The following is a 17,260-nucleotide window of genomic DNA, read 5'->3' as shown; positions in this document are numbered from 1 at the left end:
GGTAAAGTAAAAAATATAGCAAGCTCTACATCTCTGTAAGGCTTGCTATATCAACATTTGGTGATTCCTAGGGGAATTGAACCCCTGAGTCGTTAATTTGACTTTTATAACTTTCTGCAATCTGCTATAACTTATGTATATCAGGCCTTCCAAGGGTATAACATTCTAAACCTTTCTAACACTTATGTGGGAAAATAAATGAAAAAATCTTAATAACTTCTCTTAGCATTATTAAGAATAATGGATAGTTGAAGAATATATAAAAACACAGAATTACTCCATTACTTTAGTAATCCTAACAGTTGTTTGTGTCGTCCGTTATGAAAGATTCGAACTAACCATGACTCTCAACCACAATAAATGGTACCATCATCTCCTGCTTGGTCATTCCTGCATGATTTGATAAGAACCGTTTTGATTTAGGACTGTAGGCAATGCCTTGGTCCCCAATGGCAACTGCCAAAAAATCACCAATAAACTCCTCAAATTTTCTATGGGCTTGACCCTCTCCAAATAAATTTCCTTCTAAGACTTCCGCCTTGGAAAACAATAAAAAATCCTTGCCAAAGGCTTTGTAAAATTCCTCTTTAAACATTTCTCTAAACTCCTCTTTTACATAAAAACAGGTGGCTCTACTTTCAATAGAAATTGGTCTTACTAACATCTTTAAAAGATGAGGATGTTCGCTAACAAACCTATAGTTCAAATTAATATGCCCATGGTCTGCGGTTACAATAACAATAGTATCCTTTAGCACCTGGCACGTTTTTTCTACTCCCTCATTTAGTTCTTTCACCCATGAAGTTACTTCACTACTATAGCAGCCATATTCGTGCATAGCAGCATCAGGTTGTGGGAAGTATGCATAAATATACTTGTTTCCAGCAAGATTACAAAGTCTTTCTACCTCTTCAAACATTTCAATATGTGATGAAACTTTATTGGTGCCAAAAGGTGATACACTGTAAGCTGTAGCATTACCAGTTTCATTGATAATATCATATACGCTTTTATAAGGGATTATTTTTCCAGCCACATGATAATCAGCAGCTTTTTCATCACTATCTCCCAGCGTGTTAATAAAAGCATTCACAATCTTATCTATTTCGCTAAAATATAAACTCCAGCCAAGCCACCCATGTTCCTTAGGCGTCAATCCACTTTCAATAGAAGTTGTTGCCGCAGTTGTGGTGGGTGGAAACACTGTAGATATTTCTGACACAAAATGCCTTCTCAAAAAACTTCCTTTATCAAGATGGTTTTCTAAGGCATCTACGCCTAGACCATCTAATAACATGACCACAACATTTTTATAATTTTTCTTTAAATAGTTATCAAATATTGTTAAAGTTTCATGATGGTTTTCTGCTCCATAATGTTTCAGAACTGAGCAAGCCAAATTCACGATAGAATTATTATAGTCTGGATGTTTTATGTCCATAAAGTGCCTCCAATCGTCTTCTTCAGATTTTGCATTTTGTTCTAACTGATTCCCAATGTGCCATTGTATATAAATAAGCTTAATTATAAACAAATGTTCTCTTTCCCATTATCTTTATACCCCTATTAGTAAACCCAGTAGATATTAAAATAATTTTTTGCTTCAAAATCACCATTTTCATCTTCATCCCCAATACGTCTATCTATTCAGCATCAAAATCAATAAAGTACTTTCTCTCTGGTGTATGTATCGTGAGGGTTGCTAAATTAATATTGTCCTCTAAAATATCCACTCTGTATTCGAACATGATATCATCATTTTGCTTCTTCATGAATAAGTAACTTCCTTCTTCTTGATCCTCGGCCTTATCACTTATTTCATCGTAGATTTCTTCGCCACTGACTTCTCCAGGATATCCTGACTTTCTTATCTTTTCATCTATTGCTTTAAAAAACTGTTCCATTTTTTCGCTCTCCTTCTTTTTTAATAGCTATTTCTCTTCAAATCAAGTATATACTATGCTTCTAAATAACAGTAGCCTTAATCATTATTAATTAATGATCAGAGCAAAACCTCACTTATCAAACTCACATGGTTCTCAATGACCTCTAGGCTAGTAATTACTTCATATTTTAATTATTCAATTAGATTATTATACCTTCAAAATGATCCATTTCATGTTGAATTATTTGTGCTATAAATCCAGTAAACTCTTGCTTTTGCTTCTTAAAATTTCTATCAAGATACTCCACTTCTATCAGTTCATATCTCTTTGTTTTTCTAAATCCAATTAAAGATAAACAACTCTCTTCAGTTTCATAAATCTTTTCTTTATTTAGTATAAATGGATTTATCATAGGCACAATAAGGTTGCCTACAGTAAATACCAATATACGCCTTTTTACTCCAATCATATTACTAGCCAATCCAACACAATTCTCTAGGTTTGCTCTTAATGTATCTATTAAATCATCAATTACTACTATATCATTTTTAGTTGCATCTTCTGATTTTTGTCCTAAAAACAATATATCTTTTACAATTGGTTTTATCATAATGTATACCTCTTTTTCAGTTGTATTTTTTATAGATCATACTATATCATATATAAAATTAACACATAAAGTCCAACACCCAGTTGGCACATCAATTACACAGGTTAACTTACATTTTTTAATTTTTTTTACAAATTATTTCTGATTATACATTGTACTGTAAGAAATTTATGTTTAACTCAATGATAAATTACTATTTATCTACAGATTATTATAAATTGTCTTTACTTCACAATTATTTAAAATTGACTACACTTTTTAATAAAATTTTATATACTTCAAGTTCTTGTTATTAAGAATAATTGGAAGCTGAAGAATATATAAAAAACGCAGAATTACTCCATTACTTTAGTAATTCTAACAGTTGTTTGTATCGTCCGTTAAGAATGATGCGAACTAATTAAACTAAAAATTGAAATTTATCGCTGATGAATAATAGTATCAAATAGTTTTTCATGAGCATAAAAACGTTCTCTTATAAAATTGACATAATCATCTGTTTTAATGAACTGCTTAAACTCATTATATGGTATATAGCGATAATCAATAGTTTCTCCTTCTTGTAATTGAATTTTTGTTTTTTCTTTATTTATGAATACTACAAAACATTTATAAATTGAGGAATCATTATTATAAACATAAGAACATACAAAATTCAAGTCAGAATCTGTTACTTCTATCCCTATTTCTTCCTTTAGTTCTCTGATAGCACCTTGCTCTGGTGTTTCGCCTTTCAAGATTGATCCACCAGTTATTTCCCACTTTAACGCCAATGCTTTATTTTGATGTCTTTGAGTTATCAATACTTCATTATCTTTTGTTACAGTATAAATTTCAACAACTATATGATAAACACCTTTTGGAATAGGTTCATCTCTAAATTGGTCAAATCCCAACTTATTACAATCCTTATCATAAGCATCCCAGATTTCACTTGCCATATACATCATCCTTTTCAAATTGCTATTTATATCACTCAACCTTAAACTGGAATTTATGGTTCTAATTCCTTAAATAAAAAGCGTAATGACATTACTGTTTTAGATATTTTATATTTACTTTCTAAAGATACTAACTTAGGATTTTCCACTAAATAAATAACTTCTTTTTCACTAACTCCAGACATTAATGCAATTGTTTCTGCCGAAATACTATGATATTCTAATAACACTTGCAAAAATGCTCCAATTTTAAAATCAGCATCATCTTTTCCACTAAGTTCAATCATAGAAATTAAATTAGACATTTTAGAAAAGTCTTTAGAATTTTCAAATATTTTTTTTTCATCTTGACTTAAAATAACTTCTTCTTTTACATCTAATAGTTTTGAAAGCACATCTATATTAAATTTGTATTTTTCAATCAATAGTTGCAACTCTTCCATCACATCTTTTTTAGTTATCACTTTCACATCTTCCATATTGATCATCTTTCTTACAAAATAAATTACTATTTATTAAATTGTTTTACATCATTCATGTGTCGCATAAATTTACTAGTTCGCCATATCCAAGTTATTCATTTTCACTACACTCATCAATTAAATATTCATTTTTTCGACTGCCTATTATTAGCCTAATCGGTATATGGATAATTAAGAAGTTGATTTATGTAATTCTCGTGTTATTGAAAAATTTATGTGTTGCTATATTTTTGAATATAAAATACCAAATAATAGGTAGCTTAGCAAATGAAATGTTGGAACTTGCTATTTGGTATTTTCCATCTCCTTATAAGCACCTATCACTCTTGTGATTTAAATCTTATTACCTAAAAGTTTTTGTTTTTTGAGCATTTAAAACAATATTATTTATATCTAATTTTATTTTTTTTAATTCCACTAACTTCATCCACTCTGTAAAGGTTTTTAAACCGTCTTTTATTCCTAAAATTTCCATATTGCATTCTGGCGTGCTACAAAATAATACATAATTGTATTCATCCTTTTCAAGTGAACTCTCATATTTTATCCCATCATATCCTAACATTTTTATATATTCGGCTAATACTTGAGTGGGTACATATTCTACATCGGTATTATCTTCTTTTTTCATGGGTTTGCTTATTTCTTTTGTAAACTCGATTAGAAATTCCTTTGCAAATATTAAACTATGATTATATTTAGGACTAAATAAATTTTCCATTGGCATATTAGGAATTTCTGAAAGATTTAATATTTTCAAATCTTTTTTTAATTTAAATTTGCCTAATAAAATATTATCTCCTATTTTAGGTCTTATTTCTCTAATAGTAGTGTCTGCATTTTCAGCGACATACATATAAGAAATTCCCGCTGGACTCATTCTATTATTTTTTACATACTTTGAGGGAGAAGGTCCTATTTCACATATTAATTTTTGTTTTTCTCTGTGTAAATTTATATCTTTATCTTCTAAATTTCTTGATCTAAAAAGATACTTACCCTCGTTTAAATTTAGAATTAAACTTTTATATAATAATACTTCTTTTATTCCGTTTAATAATTCTTTTCTATTTATACAATCTTCTTGTAAGTCAAAATACCTTGTAATATATTTAACTTTGCATTTAAAATAATTCCACATATCTTTATACTCATTGTCAGTGTAACCATAATGAGTATATCCATCATCAAAAATTAGAATATCTCTATTATCATTAAAAGTTTCAAATCTTTTTTGTGCTGTATCATTATATGTTAGTGCATTAAATAATCTTTTAATATCTTCAACCTCTTCTGAAAATATATCTTCTTTATCTCTTAATAATTCAAATGTTGAGATACCCCTAATCACTTCTTTTATTTCATTCATCCCAAGATACATACTCATTTTTTCCATATCATATACTTCAGTATTATATATATTTGAGTATGCTCTTGATACTTTATCATAAATATAATATCCTAAATCTTCTGTGTTGCTAATATACGCATTTTGACTATGGCAATATGTACACTTTCCCTTTTGGTTATTACTAATAATAAATTTTTTTATGTATTCATTTTTAAAACAATTAACACAACAATTCAAATTTATCTTCTCCTTTTAACTCTCATCTATAGTCATCAAACTTTTTATTATTCAAACATAAACCTCTTTCCTTATTTCACATTTTGCTTATCCATTATTTACTTCTTTCGAACTAACTGCTTATTACCTAAACCTTAATATTTTATTCTCATAATTAATACAAAATCAAATGATTTTTGATATAGTGATACCCTCTTTTTCTTTTGTAATATTCATCATTTTAAAATCATACTTCCAATTTACCATTATATGGAATAATGGGTAGTTAAAATAATACAATTTCAAATTATTTTGGCCATCACTAATTAGTACAGGAGAGGATATTGTACTCTCTAAAAAAACGTAGCCCAACTGATTTTGTCGAATATGTAATTGTCAGATGAACTAATAGTTTTAAATCACTTAAACTCATACTAATTAATATAAATCTATCTAACCCCCCATAACAAAAATAAACTATTTATATTAGATTAGCAATTCAACAATTTGTAAAGTTATGAGCAAAATCATAATTTTAATATGTCACGCGTCAATTTTTCTAATGGTTTCTTTAAATCCTGATTTTTGTCTTCAACATTGATTCCATAAAGAATACGGTTTTTTTCATTTTCTGAAAGCGTTTCTTTGGTACCTCCTCCTAAATGAGATAATATAGCGCTAAGGCTTTCTTCCCTATCTTTGTTTAATAATGGTTCATTATTAAACAAAGTGTTCATCACAGAATCATGTACATTGCTGCCATAAATAGCATTTGTCCTAATAATTTCAGCTGCATATTCTTTATGTGACTGGTATACTTGTTCTAATTGAAACATTTCAATAGAGCCATCAACATATTTCTTCTTTTTTTTATCACTTATGCTAGACCTATCAATACTAATTCTATATTTTTCAAATTTCAGAGTATCATCTTTTCCATATAAAAGATCAAAAAGTGATTTCCCCTCATTTTTTTTATCCACAGGTATAACTTCAAATTTTACTTCATCTCCAAAGCATTCTGCATAGGGGTATAAAATCTCAATTGGCTTGTCAATCTTCATTCGAGAATTGCATATTTGACAAGCCGGCACAAAGTTATATAATGATAAAGAAAATAATTGAAACTTAGCTTTTGGATAAAAATGATCTAAATCTGCTGTAGCTAATACATCAATCTTATCTTTTTTATTTTCACTAGGCTCATATGATGTAATATACTGTCTGTTGCAATATGGGCAAACTACTATGTCTAATGTGTTCAGAATAATATGCCGTTGTTTATCATTTAGCATTTCATAACTAAAAAAAAATTTAATCATATCATTAAATTTTTCAATATCACATAACTTATTAACATCACCAGAACTATTTGTATAAAATTTCTCTTTTCCCTGTAGTTCAATACACATTGTCTTTTTTATATCTATAACACTTTGCTTAACAAACTTTTTTCTACTGTTTATATTCCATTTAGTTATCTTTTTATATGCTATTTTTAATATTTTAGGTGTGATTTTAAATTTATTATGGTTAGAATTATACTCTTTAATTTTTGCATTATAAATATTTTCTATAACATATATACATTCCTGCTCATTAAATTTATTATCTTCAACTAACTTCATAACATCATTTTTCATTTTTTCTATATCATAAAATACAAATTTAGAAAGTGTATAGTACCCTATTATTTTAAACCAGTAATCACTGAAATCTTTACTAGGTGGTTCCTCAGACAAATCAGCTAGATTTCCAATAAAATTTCCTGTTAGTAAACTACTAACTAAGCCTTCATCCATATCTCCATCTTTTTTTTTAAAAAAAGGAATAATGTTATCTGTAATATATTTTTTATTTGTTATATACAAATTTTTAGCACTCGTACCAGTACCTTTACTTGGCGTACCCTGAGTGTTGTATTTAATTAATACCTGTTTCATCATAGTTGTTTGATACCATTGGGCTAAATACTGTATTTTACCATCACCATATATATTGGAATCAATTTTATTATTAAAGCATTTTTTATTTATTAAAATCATAATTTTTCCCCATCGTAACCTTTATTTTTTAGTTTTGATACTTCTTGTTTTAATTCTTTTATTTCTTTTATTAAATGCTCTATTATGGTTGGTGAATCAATATCAAGTAAAAGTTTCTTATTCTTCTGAAGCATATCATTTAGGCGGGCTCTTATTAATTTATCCGAAACCATATTAATTAAATTAGATATATCATCTATTTCCTTACTTAGACATTGAGCAGGCAAATTCTCCTACAGGTGCATCCATAAAAAATCCATCATTTAGAAGTTCGTAAATATTCGCTGCAAAACTATGCTTCGGCTTTTTTATAGTTCGATTATATGTTCCATTTTCATCTAGCTCCAATTTAATACAAGTAACATAATCTGATGGCATATCAGAAACCATGAATGGAGAATGAGTAGTGATAATAAACTGACATTTATTATTAGTTTCACTAAGCAAACTATTAATAAACGTAGTCACATAGTATATTAATCTTCTAGACCATTCAGGATGAAACCCCGCATCCGGTTCATCTAAGAGAAATAGATAATTTGAAGCTTTATTATATTTCTCAAACTCATAATTTTCCTCCTCATCTGAGATTATGTTCAATGAGAAAATCCCAGATATACTGGAAAACAAATCTATGAAAGCCAGCTCTCCTGAGCTCATATTACCAAATCCAACCCATTGTAATTTCAACGACTTTATATTATCATCGTTGTAACGAGTCTTAATTTGATTTGTAAAATTAATTAAATTAAGTATCTTCATATCTATTTCCTTATCTACTTTTTCATTCAAGAAAATCTTAAATCCAATACTGCCTGTTGATCCAATTCTAATTTTCAACCATCCTTCTTCAACAAAAGAAAACAGTTTTTCTATAAAATCAAACTCAATGTATTCTCTTATTATTTTCATTGAACTTGTCATGTTTTTGGATTTATTAGTAATACTATTCAATACATTTTTTAGATAACTATTAAGTTCTAATAACGAATTCATATTGTATTGGCACTCTAAATTTTGAATATTTTTTACATTTGTAATATGCATAACCCAATACACATAAACAATCATCTTTAATAAATTTAGTCTTTCGTTTGAAAACTCCTCTTGATAGAAGCAGTCTACTAATAATGCATCTGAATGTTGTCTATATTTAATATAATCTTCATCTATTTCACCATACCCATATTGCTCTTTAGTCCTAATATTTAACTTGCAATCTTTACTCTCACTTATCATAAGAGTAGCTGTTTCTAAAATAGTTTTCAAATAACCATTTACTTTTCTGTTTTTAAAAAATTTCATCATGGAATAAAGATCAACTGGAATACTAAATTGATAGGCTAAATTTTCTGCTGGAAAATACTTTTGTAATAACGGCAATTCATGTTTAACAAAATTGTAAACTGCTGCTGGTTTATTCCCCGCAATTATACCAAAATCATCAGGATTGCCGTAGTTATTAACCCAACTTCTACTCAACACATTAGGTATATGGCGACATGCATAAGATGCATCACCTATTTCTTTAGGTTTAATAATATTTTCTATATTCCAATCTTCTAATATTTCTATGTTAACCGGGTAATCCACATCTGTATTAAAAAACCAATTCAATTTTCCATCTACTATCTCCAAATAAAGAGCAAACCACTGTCCACTACCTTGACCGCCTAAACAATCCATTATCGTAGATTTACCTGCACCATTTTCTCCTACAAGTAAGTCAACTCTACTTACATGTTTTTCTTCACCCCAAAATTCTTCGCTAAGACTATCTGTTTTCTCTTTTTTGCTAATCAAAACTTTACATTCGAGATTTTTTTCATGAAATTCTTGAACATGAAATTCAAAATGATTACTAAAAGCTAACTCAATATTATTTAAACCTGTATCTGAATAAACTAAACAAAAATATACTAATTGAATTCCCTGCATAAGCTTCCTCCTTTGTATACAATAAAATTTATATAGCTATCATGTGAATCTGAATAAAGACACATTATAATAAACGTTATGTTTTAAATTCATCTGCACACTTTTTATCATTTTAAGAATATATCTCATAAGAGCCCTGCTAAAAAAAATCTATTAATACTCTAACGTGTATTCCAAATTTATTCGTTATTTCGGTAAACACTCGCCTTACATTTTACTACGAACTGCAGAGGGTTTGTCGCTTTCTCTATGGATTGACGTAATCATTTCAACAGCCCATATATCAAAGTATTCCTTTGCTTCTTTTCATCTTTATCATCTATTCCCTTAGCTGTATTATTAGGCATATTTATAAGACTTATTATGTATTTCTATATAGATTGTTCGAAAACGAGGCGCACACTTCCCATTATAGACACAACATGTCCAGTTTTATGGATAATTCGCAGTTAACTTAATTTCCTTTCATAGATATTTCGTAATTTAAGAAAGATCTGGATTTATAATTATGTTAACTCAAGTCGACAAATTGGAATTTATACCTCACACCAAATAAGGTTATTTTATTATTTTGAATACCGATGCAAATATTAAATTTCGTTTAGGTTAATTGGCTTATATTTTAATCTTTCCTTCAAGTTAATTCCTTCTTCTTTTAATATATCATCTATTTTCTTTCCATTTCCATCATATATTTCACAATTTTCAAAACCCATAAATACATCTAATTTCTCACCTTTTATTTTATTAGGGTTATTCATAACTTTAAAATTAGTTTCAATTTTGCCAAATTGAAACTTAATAAATTCTAATTCATGTGGCATTGGGTAAATTGTTATTTTATTTTTACTCTTACCTAAGTTATAATCTTTAAACTTGCATGGCACTGCTATTTGATATATATAATTACCAAATTCTAATACAAATTGATAAAAAGGAACTTCAATTACATCATTATTACGAATAAATCCATGTAGAGTTAAAGAAAGTGGTCGTGGTCCTGGAACAAAACGCTCAATTATCCATTCATAATCTTTCATATCATAGTAAGATGTTGCATCACTCTTTTCTCCTAACCACTTTACTGTACTCCAAAAATAAAACATATACTCATAAGGTAAAACGGACAATGCCATTTTCACAAAAGATTTATAAACTGATAATGGAGAATAACTTTGTCGCACCGAATGAATAAGCATACCGTTCTCTTTCATTTCAATAAAATTGCTACCCTCAATATCTTGAATCACAATCCCTTTATTAGTAAAATCAACTCTGCTTTTACCACTCTCACTTTTATATGAAGGTACTCCTTTTTTTGAATGAATTTGCGATAAATTTCTGGTAATTCCTAAATATTTAGACAAGTTATCTTCAAAGGAATTACCAAATTGCTCATTACAAACATCACATTCATTTCTAGAGACAAACTCTTTATTTCCAATTAGTTCAGAAATAGCATGTGCTTTCTTCTTAAATGTAACTTTAGGAGAACTTTTCCCACAAAATCGACATGTATTATTCTTATCATCAAACAAAGGTGTTTGATCACTATTATGCGTATATTGAAACAATGGCATATATTTTTTAGTAAAATAAGCCACTCTTTCTTGCAAATTTTTCAATTCATCATAATCCATATTCTCACCCCAAATCTTATTTCAAATATTTTTCTGTTTTACTAATATACAAATTCCTATTTATTCACTCTACCTTAAACTGCAACTTATGATTCTAATTCTTTAAATAAGAAGCGTACTGACATTACTGTTTTAGATATTTTATATTTACTTTCTAAAGATACTAACTTAGGAGTTTCCAATAAATAAACAACTTCTTTTTCACTAACTCCAGACATTAATGCAATTGTTTCTGCCGAAATACTATGATATTCTAATAATACTTGCAAAAATGCTCCAATTTTAAAATCAGCATCATCTTTTCCACTAAGTTCAATCATAGAAATTAAATTTGTATTTTTCAATCAATAGTTGCAACTCTTCCATCACATCTTTTTTAGTTATCACTTTCACATCTTCCATATTGATCACCTCTCTTACAAAATAAATTACTATTTATTAAATTGTTTTACATCATTCATGTGTCGCATAAAAATACAAGTTTGACATAACTCTTTAACTGAAAAATGACTTCAGATTTCGCTCATATCCACTACACCTATAAAGTGTTTCACATATTTTAAATTCCCATTATTAACATAATTAGTATATGAATAATAGGAAGTTAGCTTTTATTATAAATCCATATATCCATATTTCTTGAAGTACTTTTCTAACTCTTTATCTAAAAAGTCTATTGCCATTTGAGTAATTTTCAAATGACACATTTGAGAATGTATCTTGTTTAAGGATTCTCTATTAGCCGTTGGATTAACTGCTGTAGTTGGATATGTGTTTATTCCAACAGAATTGTATAGTTTTTGCAACGGTAATGTATTTTTTATTGGTGCATCTATGAATCTTCCTTCTATAAATTCAATGTAATATGGGTAATCTTGTCTACTATCGTCTGCTGCTATCTCTTGCTCCGTCGCAACATTCTTTTTGTTATACCCATTTGTTATTGTTCTACCAATAATCATAGGTGATGGTTTATTTTCATCATCATAACTTAGAGCAACTATATAAACAACCTCATTGTCCTTAATACCAGTAGGTTTTTTTTAAAAGTAAACGCGGTTTAAATCAGAGCTCTTTCTTTCCCTCAAAAAGTTCACGCTATTATCTAGTCTATCAGTAGATTTAGAATTAAATTTGAGCCAAGCATTACTTGAATGTTGCATGATTTCGCTATTTAACACTTCTTCTAGTATATCAGTTATTTTAACAGGAATAGCATCTTTGGGTTGTTCATCTACAGGTGTCCACGGCTCGGTATTTAATCTTGCTCCGCGCTTAACAAAATTACCTTTTGATACACCTTTTATTAGGCCTTTTGACGATTTTGCTACATCGACAATCTCTTTTTCTATCCATTCTTTTGTTATCTGACCCTCTCCAGTATCTTTTATCCTATTCCACAGTTCTTCAAAGTGCATATTGCACTCATTACCAATAACTTCATCAGAGTCAATAAAGACACTTAATTCATGATTAGTAAAAAATCCGCCATTAGTGAAATTTGCAGACCCTAGTATGGCAGAATATTTATCAAATACATATAACTTTGTATGTAAGCCAAGTAATGCAAGAAGTTCAGCACCTGAATCTAGCAAAGTATTCAATCCTTCAATACTGCTTACCCCTTGAATAAAATCCTCACGATAGAATCTTGTTATAATTTGACACTTAACCTTAGGACTATTTCTCAAGAACTCTGCAAGTTTAAATGCAGTAGTTCTTCCTATAAACGGAGATATAATCCTTATTGATAACTCAACTGAATCAACTACCTCATAAAATTTACCAGCGAAGAATCCTGATGTTATTAGTTCAACCCCCACACTTATTTCCCTCCTATATTAAAAACTTATATAATATATATGTATTATTCAATTTTCAACTAAATACAATTCAGGTTAGCTATAATTTATCTATATTTTTCTCGTAGTTAATTACTTTTCTCTAGTAATATCAGCTTCTCATTATATGGATAATGTGAAGTTCAGAATAATAAACTGTTCCATTTATTTGTATTACTTTTTATAGTATTGTTACAACTTCAGTTTATTATATTAATCCTAATTCCTCACAAATATCCTTTGTCAATTTTGCTAGTGGTCTTTTTCCTAAATCTTTATTACTTATGTAATTTGAAACTACCATTTGCACTACTTCTTCTCTACTTTTAAAAAGTTCTGGATATTGAGTGTATAGCTCGTCTATTCTGCTTTCATTATAAATTATTGCTTTTTTAATAAGTTCTCTCACATAATCTTTATGAAAATTATATAAATCTTCAAGATGAAAAGTATTTATTGAGTTTTGTATTTTCTTTCCTTTATCACTATTGGGATCTTGAGGCTTTAATTCAATTTTAAAATTATCCGAATTGCCTAATAAATAACTTATATCATAACTTTTTTCTTCACTATCATTTATAAAACCAGTTTCAAACTTTGCAAAATCTCCAAAGCATTCTTCATAAGGATAGATAATTTGTTTATTATCATTTAGTTTTCCAAGATTACATACAGCACAGCATGGAATTAAATTATAAAGAGATACTGCAAAATAAGGGTATTGTTCTTTTGCATAAAAATGATCTAATTGAGCATTTGAGACAAGTTTTTTCTTTTTATCATATACATATGTGTCTATAAAGTTCCTGTTGCAATAAGGGCATACATTAATATTTAATTCATCAATTAAATAAGCTCCGCCCCATTGATTTTGAAAATCTCTAAACTTATTATATTGATTTTCAAAATACTTTTTTATATTATTTTCAGTTCCACGAATAATCCCTAATTGATTTTTTAGTTCATTCAAACTATTTACATTTCCTATTATAAATTCCTTAAATACATCAAATTTTATATCTTCTTGCTCTTTAATCCATATTTTTATGTTACCCTTTTTTATATTATTAGACCATTTATTAAAACTATCTCTATCTTTAAAAAAAATTTCAAGAAATTCGTTATCAGTTTCTCTTGTCATTTTAGCTATCCAATTTTTCAATATATTATCTTTAAACCACTGCCAATGCTTATTTTTTATATCTTTCAGCTTACGCTCACTAACTTGTATCTTTATCATGCCTCTTCTCCAGCACTCTCTTTTAATTCTCTAATCTTGCTATCCAATAACTTCATTATAGTTTCAACTTTATCAAGTCCTTTATCTCTTAAGATTTCTTTCAATTCGGCTTTTTCTCTTTGTAAGGTTGCAATCTCTAATTCGTAATCTTTTTTATCTTCCGGAAAGGTTATCCTATGCATTTCCTCTAACTTTCTTTTAATTAAAGGCTCGCCTATATTATCAATAATATATTTTATATTTTCTTTTAATTTATCTATATTAATTTCATCCTCTTCTTTGCAATTCATATATTTTTTATATTCTTCTTTAAATTCTATATTTTCAATTTCACTTTTATTTTTAAATTCTTTATATTTATCCATAATTTTTACTACATTTTTTATTTTTTGATTAGCAAATTCTCCAATAGTACTATTCATGAAAAATGATTTAGTTAATAAAGTATGTATATTCGCTCCAAAAGAAGCTATATTAGATTTTTCAACAATAGCTTTACCATCATCATTCTTTATAAATTTAATTACATTTTGTTCAAATATATCGGTTAAAATGAATGGTGAGTGTGTTGTAATTATAATTTGAAAATTAAATTTGCTATAATTTTTAGTAATAAATTTAACTAACTCATTTATAAATGTTCTTGACCATTCTGGATGAAAATGAACCTCTGGCTCATCTAGTAATAGTACTGTGGTTTGTCCATCTTTATTTAGTTCTTTGTATTTTTCTTCTTCTAATTCTTTTTTATTAATAGTAAGTGACCTATCTAATGCTCCAAATACATAGTTTAAATATTTTAGTCCTTCTGATAAGTATATAATTGATGGTTTAATGGTTTTAGTTACAAGCGCATAATCTGCACCATACATATTCATATGGTAATCTAGTTCTAACAACTTAGTAAATTCTTTAACAAGTTCATCCTCTATTATGTCTTTTAAATTTATAGTTGCTTCTATCTTTGACTCTGATGTAAATCTAAATTCAAAATGTTCCGAATTATTTACTATACTAAATAATTCAGTTAAAAACTTTACATATTCTTTACATACCACTGATTTTTCTTCCAAATGGTTTAGCTTGTTATTTAACGTATTTTTTTCAGCAATAATTTTAGTTATATCTTCTTCCAAACCATAAATTTCCTTTTTTATTGAATCGTACTCCATTAGATATGTATCTAATCTCGATTTTTCCCATTCCTGAACATCATCTCTAGTTATATGATGTTGAATTATATCTAATCGTTTATCTAATAAAGCAACTAAAAAAACTTCTTTAAATTTAACTTTATCAAGTTCTAAATATTTTTTACAAATATCAAATTGAGGTAATATATAAATTTTTTTATCATCATTATCTTTGTTTATAATTTCAAGATTAAAACATAATTTCAGATGATTCGTTGTATAATTTTCTTCGTTTTTTCCAGTAAGATATATAAATTCATATAAGTAAGATTTTTTATTATATGGCGCTCCAAATCTATTTAGCGGACGCGTTCCATTAACTCTATCTCCCCTGATGTTATTGAACTCTTCGCCAATACTAAGATATTCAATATTGGATAATGCTCTAGTGTGTTTATCCATTTTAGTTAATTGGTAACTATTTTCTTCATCTAATTTATATTCTTCAATCTTGTTATCTTTATATACAAATAGTGAAGAATAACCTTCTTTTTTATCACTTTCAATGATAGACTTTTGATTAATACAATATAGATTTACATTAACTGTTTCAATAATTATATTTTTATTAGTACCTTTATATATAATAATGAATTGACCATCTTGACTAGATTCTTCTAAATTTCCTATGCAGTTTAAGAAATTACTTTTTCCAGTACTGTTCTTCCCTACTATAGCAGTTATATTTTTTATATTTTCTCCATAAATATTAATCTCATTAATGTCTTTTTTTTCTTTAATATCAACACTAACTGTTGGAATATCATCTTTATTTTCATGCATATCAATATTAATAATAAAATTATTATTAAATATAATTTTTTGTTTTTCTATATTTCTATAGCGTTCAATATAAACACAAATTAATTCCATGTTTTGTTCCTCCCAAATGTATATGCAACCATTATATGCTAGGCTCCTTTAAAAATACATTTATGCATAAGGTAAAAAGGCTATTTATTAATAAAATATTATCCACTACCCATCTTTACTAGACTCAGCAAATCCATCATTAACATTTTAGTTATTATAATTCACACTATTAACCATATAAACTACTACTAACTAATTTAAAGATGAACTTCCCATTTTAGACATAATACTCATAAATACTTCTAAAACATTCTACCAACAATCTTTCTACCTATAAACGATCAAAAATGCTAACATTTATTTACATACTAAGTAAAATCAACAGTTTAGGCATTATCTATAATAAGTACAATCTAAATTAGAATGCATATAAAGTAATTAATTTGCTTATGGTGTTAATTAATGGATGTAAAACCTCTCATATATATTTTCTACATCATTCTATCATATTCCTTCTAAATTTGTATAATAAATCAAAATAACTCGTTATCTACTAAACAATCCATCTTAACTTTTCTTTAATATTAAGAAACAACAAAAAAACACCGATATCTAACCGATGCTTTTTGTCTAAGTTATGACTCATTTACATATCTTGCTTTTAGTTCTTGAATATTCATAGATAAATTCAATCTTTTAGCACTTTCAACCACAGCAATCCATAAGCCATCGTTATGACTAGCCACTCCAGATATTTACCCAATACATTCTAAACCTTTCTGAAACTTATGTGTTAAAATTGTGGGAAACAAAAATATAGCAGGCTTTACATTGCTGTAAAGCCTGCTATATCAACGTTTACGTTTTGGTGACTCCTAGGGGAATTGAACCCCTGAATCCACCGTGAGAGGGTGGCGTCTTAACCTCTTGACCAAGGAGCCGTATTAACACTACGAGATTTATTATATCCTTTTATATACCATAAGTCAAATAGATAAACTGAATAGATAATCAATTAATTATTATAAATTCAAATTGCATTTGTTTGTATTTACTACAAAAAA

The 17,260-nt window shown here is 27.9% G+C and carries 15 protein-coding genes and 1 tRNA gene; all 16 read right to left on the bottom strand.

Translation table 11 applies throughout. From position 1 onward, the window contains the following. Positions 1 to 334: 334 nt before the first annotated feature. The 16 genes from Ctaglu_RS10035 to Ctaglu_RS09965 all read right to left on the bottom strand — a co-directional run bounded on the left by Ctaglu_RS10035 (position 335) and on the right by Ctaglu_RS09965 (position 17,137). Positions 335 to 1,441, bottom strand: coding sequence for an alkaline phosphatase family protein (locus Ctaglu_RS10035; RefSeq protein ID WP_125000821.1), 1,107 nt, complete (start codon positions 1,439 to 1,441; stop codon positions 335 to 337). A gap of 202 nt (positions 1,442 to 1,643) precedes the next feature. Next, a complete protein-coding gene (locus Ctaglu_RS10030) occupies positions 1,644 to 1,904 on the bottom strand; it encodes a hypothetical protein (RefSeq protein ID WP_125000818.1) in 261 nt (86 codons plus the stop codon). A 181-nt stretch (positions 1,905 to 2,085) separates the two neighbouring features. Beyond that, positions 2,086 to 2,496 (bottom strand): peptide deformylase, encoded by a 411-nt coding sequence (locus tag Ctaglu_RS10025; protein ID WP_125000815.1) that lies wholly within the window; start codon positions 2,494 to 2,496, stop codon positions 2,086 to 2,088. Positions 2,497 to 2,915: 419 nt separating this feature from the next. Continuing rightward, on the bottom strand, positions 2,916 to 3,437 hold the full coding sequence (locus Ctaglu_RS10020; RefSeq protein ID WP_185732652.1) for an NUDIX hydrolase: 522 nt from the start codon (positions 3,435 to 3,437) through the stop codon (positions 2,916 to 2,918). A gap of 53 nt (positions 3,438 to 3,490) precedes the next feature. Further along, positions 3,491 to 3,901, bottom strand: coding sequence for an HTH domain-containing protein (locus Ctaglu_RS10015; RefSeq protein WP_125000809.1), 411 nt, complete (start codon positions 3,899 to 3,901; stop codon positions 3,491 to 3,493). A 361-nt stretch (positions 3,902 to 4,262) separates the two neighbouring features. Beyond that, the gene (locus Ctaglu_RS10010; protein ID WP_125000806.1) at positions 4,263 to 5,507 is read right to left on the bottom strand and encodes an RES family NAD+ phosphorylase; all 1,245 of its coding nucleotides are present in this window, start codon (positions 5,505 to 5,507) and stop codon (positions 4,263 to 4,265) included. 506 nt (positions 5,508 to 6,013) lie between these two features. After that, complete coding sequence (locus Ctaglu_RS10005; RefSeq protein WP_125000803.1) at positions 6,014 to 7,531, bottom strand: hypothetical protein; 1,518 nt, start codon at positions 7,529 to 7,531, stop codon at positions 6,014 to 6,016. Continuing rightward, complete coding sequence (locus Ctaglu_RS25105) at positions 7,528 to 7,758, bottom strand: hypothetical protein (RefSeq protein WP_207669462.1); 231 nt, start codon at positions 7,756 to 7,758, stop codon at positions 7,528 to 7,530. Before Ctaglu_RS25105 ends, Ctaglu_RS10005 begins: the two co-directional genes overlap by 4 nt. Further along, complete coding sequence (locus Ctaglu_RS10000; protein WP_125000800.1) at positions 7,736 to 9,469, bottom strand: AAA family ATPase; 1,734 nt, start codon at positions 9,467 to 9,469, stop codon at positions 7,736 to 7,738. Before Ctaglu_RS10000 ends, Ctaglu_RS25105 begins: the two co-directional genes overlap by 23 nt. A 590-nt stretch (positions 9,470 to 10,059) precedes the next feature. Continuing rightward, on the bottom strand, positions 10,060 to 11,109 hold the full coding sequence (locus tag Ctaglu_RS09995; protein ID WP_125000797.1) for an HNH endonuclease: 1,050 nt from the start codon (positions 11,107 to 11,109) through the stop codon (positions 10,060 to 10,062). 86 nt (positions 11,110 to 11,195) lie between these two features. Next, positions 11,196 to 11,453 (bottom strand): HTH domain-containing protein, encoded by a 258-nt coding sequence (locus tag Ctaglu_RS09990; protein ID WP_207669461.1) that lies wholly within the window; start codon positions 11,451 to 11,453, stop codon positions 11,196 to 11,198. 270 nt (positions 11,454 to 11,723) lie between these two features. Further along, a complete protein-coding gene (locus tag Ctaglu_RS09985) occupies positions 11,724 to 12,071 on the bottom strand; it encodes a hypothetical protein (protein WP_125000791.1) in 348 nt (115 codons plus the stop codon). Between the two features lie 81 nt (positions 12,072 to 12,152). Then, positions 12,153 to 12,932 carry a phospholipase D family protein gene (locus Ctaglu_RS09980; protein WP_185732650.1) on the bottom strand — a complete coding sequence of 260 codons (780 nt, stop codon included), beginning with the start codon at positions 12,930 to 12,932 and terminating at the stop codon, positions 12,153 to 12,155. 226 nt (positions 12,933 to 13,158) lie between these two features. Next, complete coding sequence (locus tag Ctaglu_RS09975) at positions 13,159 to 14,190, bottom strand: hypothetical protein (protein ID WP_125000783.1); 1,032 nt, start codon at positions 14,188 to 14,190, stop codon at positions 13,159 to 13,161. Further along, positions 14,187 to 16,256 (bottom strand): AAA family ATPase, encoded by a 2,070-nt coding sequence (locus tag Ctaglu_RS09970; protein WP_125000780.1) that lies wholly within the window; start codon positions 16,254 to 16,256, stop codon positions 14,187 to 14,189. The genes Ctaglu_RS09975 and Ctaglu_RS09970 overlap by 4 nt, the downstream gene beginning before the upstream one ends. Before the next feature lie 806 nt (positions 16,257 to 17,062). Continuing rightward, positions 17,063 to 17,137 (bottom strand) — tRNA-Glu (locus Ctaglu_RS09965). Positions 17,138 to 17,260: the final 123 nt, after the last annotated feature.

The organism is Clostridium tagluense (assembly GCF_003865095.1).
In the GTDB taxonomy this organism is placed as follows: domain Bacteria; phylum Bacillota; class Clostridia; order Clostridiales; family Clostridiaceae; genus Clostridium_AD; species Clostridium_AD tagluense.
This window is presented reverse-complemented; position numbering and strand designations above follow the sequence as displayed.

Coding starts and splice junctions, on each gene's coding strand:
- Ctaglu_RS10000 (WP_125000800.1), bottom strand. CDS start 9,469: ATGCAGGGAATTCAATTAGTATATTTTTGTTTAGTTTATTCAGATACA.
- Ctaglu_RS09995 (WP_125000797.1), bottom strand. CDS start 11,109: ATGGATTATGATGAATTGAAAAATTTGCAAGAAAGAGTGGCTTATTTT.
- Ctaglu_RS09975 (WP_125000783.1), bottom strand. CDS start 14,190: ATGATAAAGATACAAGTTAGTGAGCGTAAGCTGAAAGATATAAAAAAT.
- Ctaglu_RS09970 (WP_125000780.1), bottom strand. CDS start 16,256: ATGGAATTAATTTGTGTTTATATTGAACGCTATAGAAATATAGAAAAA.
- Ctaglu_RS10020 (WP_185732652.1), bottom strand. CDS start 3,437: ATGGCAAGTGAAATCTGGGATGCTTATGATAAGGATTGTAATAAGTTG.
- Ctaglu_RS10025 (WP_125000815.1), bottom strand. CDS start 2,496: ATGATAAAACCAATTGTAAAAGATATATTGTTTTTAGGACAAAAATCA.
- Ctaglu_RS10005 (WP_125000803.1), bottom strand. CDS start 7,531: ATGATTTTAATAAATAAAAAATGCTTTAATAATAAAATTGATTCCAAT.
- Ctaglu_RS10030 (WP_125000818.1), bottom strand. CDS start 1,904: ATGGAACAGTTTTTTAAAGCAATAGATGAAAAGATAAGAAAGTCAGGA.
- Ctaglu_RS09985 (WP_125000791.1), bottom strand. CDS start 12,071: ATGATTATTGGTAGAACAATAACAAATGGGTATAACAAAAAGAATGTT.
- Ctaglu_RS10035 (WP_125000821.1), bottom strand. CDS start 1,441: ATGGACATAAAACATCCAGACTATAATAATTCTATCGTGAATTTGGCT.